This is a genomic window from Thalassospira sp. UBA4513, assembly GCF_002388495.1.
Classification (GTDB): Bacteria; Pseudomonadota; Alphaproteobacteria; order Rhodospirillales; family Thalassospiraceae; genus Thalassospira; species Thalassospira tepidiphila.
The window spans coordinates 120278-123992 of sequence record NZ_DGMR01000025.1 but is presented as its reverse complement, the minus strand read 5'-3'; the positions used below and the strand labels follow the sequence as shown (position 1 = coordinate 123992).

Below are 3715 nucleotides of genomic sequence, written 5' to 3'. Positions count from 1 at the left end.
AGCTTCGCGCTGTATATCGGCATCGCGATCTGGGCCAAGGCAAGCACCACCGGCGAATTCTATGTCGCTGGCAAAGGTGTTAACCCGGTCGTCAACGGCATGGCGACCGCAGCAGACTGGATGTCGGCTGCTTCCTTTATCTCTATGGCCGGCCTCATTGCCTTCCTTGGCTATGGCGGCTCGGTTTACCTCATGGGCTGGACAGGTGGTTACTGCCTGCTGGCGATGCTTCTGGCACCGTACCTTCGCAAGTACGGCAAATTCACCGTGCCGGAATTCATCGGGGATCGTTATTATTCCAGAACTGCCCGTATCGTTGCTGTTATCTGCCTGATCTTTATCTCGTTTACCTATGTGGCAGGTCAGATGCGCGGCGTTGGCATCGTGTTCTCGCGCTTCCTTGAAGTTGAACTCCTCACCGGCCTGATCGTCGGCATGGGCATCGTCTTCATCTATGCTGTTCTTGGCGGCATGAAGGGTATTACCTATACCCAGGTTGCACAGTATTGCGTTCTTATTATTGCCTACACCATTCCGGCAATCTTCATTGCCTTCCAGCTGACCGGCAATCCGCTGCCGCAGCTGGCATTTGGCTCGACCGTGAATGGCACTGGCGAATACATGCTTGATCGCCTTAACCAGGTTGTGACGGAACTCGGCTTCCTCGAATACACAACCACCAACAAGTCAACGATTGATATCTTTGCAATCACGCTTGCACTGATGGTTGGTACTGCCGGTCTTCCGCACGTTATCGTTCGCTTCTTCACCGTTCCGAAAGTCCGTGATGCACGTTCTTCGGCCGGTTGGGCGCTGGTCTTCATCGCGCTGCTTTACACCACTGCTCCGGCAGTTGGTGCAATGGCACGCCTGAACCTGACCGACACCATCCAGACCGGTGAAGTGGGCGCAGAAGACGGTAACCTCGTCTATGAAGAACGTCCGGACTGGATGAAGCGCTGGGAAGCAACCGGCCTTCTGAAGTTCGAAGACAAGAACGGTGACGGCCGCATCCAGTATTACAACGATGCGAACGCAGAGTTTGCGACCAAAGCAGCCGAATATGGCTGGGCTGGTAACGAACTGAGCGTTGACCGTGACATCATGGTTCTTGCCAACCCTGAAATCGCACAGCTTCCGAACTGGGTCATTGCCCTGGTCGCAGCTGGCGGTATCGCCGCAGCACTCTCGACAGCTGCTGGTCTGCTGCTTGTGATTTCGTCGGGCGTTTCACATGACCTTCTCAAAGGCACGTTCACACCGAACATGACAGAAGGACAGGAACTGATGGCCGGGCGTGTTGCGGCTGCGGTCGCGATCGTGATTGCCGGTTATCTGGGCTACAATCCTCCGGGCTTTGTGGCACAGGTGGTGGCCTTCGCCTTCGGCCTTGCCGCATCCTCGCTGTTCCCGGTTATCATCATGGGTATCTTCTCCAAGAAGGTTAACCGTGAAGGTGCTATTGCCGGGATGCTGGTCGGTCTGATCTTCACCATGGGTTATATCATGTCCTACAAGGGCATCTTTATCCCGGTATTGATCGAAAACGTCGAAGCAAACTGGCTGTTCGGTATCTCGCCGGAAGGCATTGGCGTCGTTGGTATGCTCCTGAACTTCATCGTTGCTTTCGCTGTGTCGAAAGTCACCGCTGAACCGCCAGAGCATATCCAGCACATGATTGAAGACATCCGCGTTCCGAAAGGAGCCGGTGGCGCAGTTGACCACTAATCGGTCAACTGGTTTGCCAGGAACTGTTGCAGGCCCCCGGATCATTGATCCGGGGGCTTTTCTTTTCGGCCTTAGTCAGGCAACAATGCACTCAGGGCATGCCCTTGCGGAGGAAAACAGTCATGAGCATCGAACTCGAAGAAATTGCCGAGTTTCTAAAACAGCACCACCCGTTCGATCTGTTACCTGACGAAGAAATCAACGCCCTGCCAAAGCGCCTGTCGGCCCGCTATTTTCGCGCAGGGACCAAAGTCCTCTCGCCCGAGGAACAATGCCTTCATCTATACATCATCCGCACCGGCGGCACCGAAACCCGCGACCCGAACGGGCAGTTGCTTGCCCGCCTGTCAGAGGGTGAGTGCTTTGGTGTGCGCGCGATGTATCAGAATGGACGGGCCGCCAACAACATTACAACTCTGGAAGACAGCCTGTGTTACTTGCTGCCTGAAAAGGATTTTCATGCGCTAACTGGCAAGTATCCGCAATTCAGCTATTTCTTCGCCCAGATGGGTGGCGAACGCCTGCGCAGTGGCATGCAGTTGCTCGAAAGTCGCGATGACGATCAGCTCAAACTGATGAGTGTGAAGGTCAGTGACCTGATTGCCCGCGAACTGGTCAGCATCGACAAGTCCGCCTCAATCCTTGAAGCTGGCCAGTTGATGAGCAAGGAACGCGTTTCCTGTCTGCTGATCACCGAAGGCGGTGATGGCGTTGCCGGGATCATGACCGACCGTGACCTGCGCAATCGTGTCATTGCCAAGGGCCGCAGTTATGATGAGCCAGTGACCGCCATCATGACCGAAAAGCCGATCTCGATCGATCCCGATCAGTACGCCTTTGATGCGCTTCTGACCATGACGCGCAACAATATCCGCCATCTGCCTGTAATGAAGGATGGCAAGGCGGTTGGCATGATCACCACCAACAACTTGCTGGCACGACAGTCGCTATCGGCTGTTTACATGGCAGGCCGCATTGGCAAACTGACCGAACCCGAAGAAATGGCAAAGGTCATCGCCCAAGTCCCCGAACTTCTTAGTCACCTGATTGAAGCGGGCGCGACATCGCAAAATGCCGGACATATCGTAACGACCCTTTCGGATGCGGCGACCGCCCGGCTGCTGCAACTGGCAGAGGAAGAATTCGGCCCCCCGCCGGTTCCCTATGTCTGGATGGCTGGTGGGTCACAAGGCCGCCAGGAACAAACGGCACTTTCGGATCAGGACAATTGCCTGATTATTGATGACGCCTATGACGCGGATCAGCACGGGGAATATTTCAAAAATCTTGCCGACTTTGTCTGTGATGGCCTGAACAAGGTTGGCTACGTCTATTGCCCCGGTGAAATGATGGCCAGAACAGATGAGTGGCGGCAACCTGTGCGCACCTGGCAGCACTATTTCAACAAATGGATCGAACAACCCGAACCAAAATCATTGATGCTGTGTTCGGTCTGGTTTGACCTGCGCCCGGTCCACGGCACCAAGAGCCTGTTTGAAGACCTGCATCGCATGATCATCTCAAAGGCCAAGGACAACCGTATTTTCCAGGCCTATATGGTGGGCAACGCGCTGAGCCATCACGTCCCGCTTGGTTTCTTCAAGAATTTCGTCATGATCCGTGGCGGCGAACATGACAAGACCCTTGATCTGAAACATAACGGCGTGGTGCCAATCGTTGATGTTGCCCGCATTCACGCCCTTGCCAACGGTGTCGAGGCCGTAAACACCTACGAGCGGCTCAATGCCGTAAAGGCATTCCCATCCATCAGCAATCAGGGGGCGTCAGACCTTCTTGATGCCTTTGAATTCATTAGCATCACCCGCCTGAAACATCAGGTCCGTCAGATCCGGCGTGGCGAAAAACCCGATAACTTCCTGCAACCTGAAAGCCTGTCGGCGTTTGAGCGCAGCCATCTTAAGGATGCGTTCTCGGTGATCAAGAACCTTCAGGGCGCGCTTGAGCACGCCTTTGGCAAAAGCGGGAC

2 protein-coding genes are annotated in these 3715 nt (G+C 54.8%); both read left to right on the top strand.

Translation table 11 applies throughout. The annotated features are described in order from the left end of the window. On the top strand, positions 1-1728 hold a 1728-nt coding region (locus B2T33_RS10655; RefSeq protein ID WP_286791973.1), incomplete at its 5' end, for a sodium:solute symporter family protein. A 122-nt stretch (positions 1729-1850) separates the two neighbouring features. Further along, the coding region (locus B2T33_RS10650; RefSeq protein WP_286791972.1) for a DUF294 nucleotidyltransferase-like domain-containing protein at positions 1851-3715 on the top strand (1865 nt) is incomplete at its 3' end.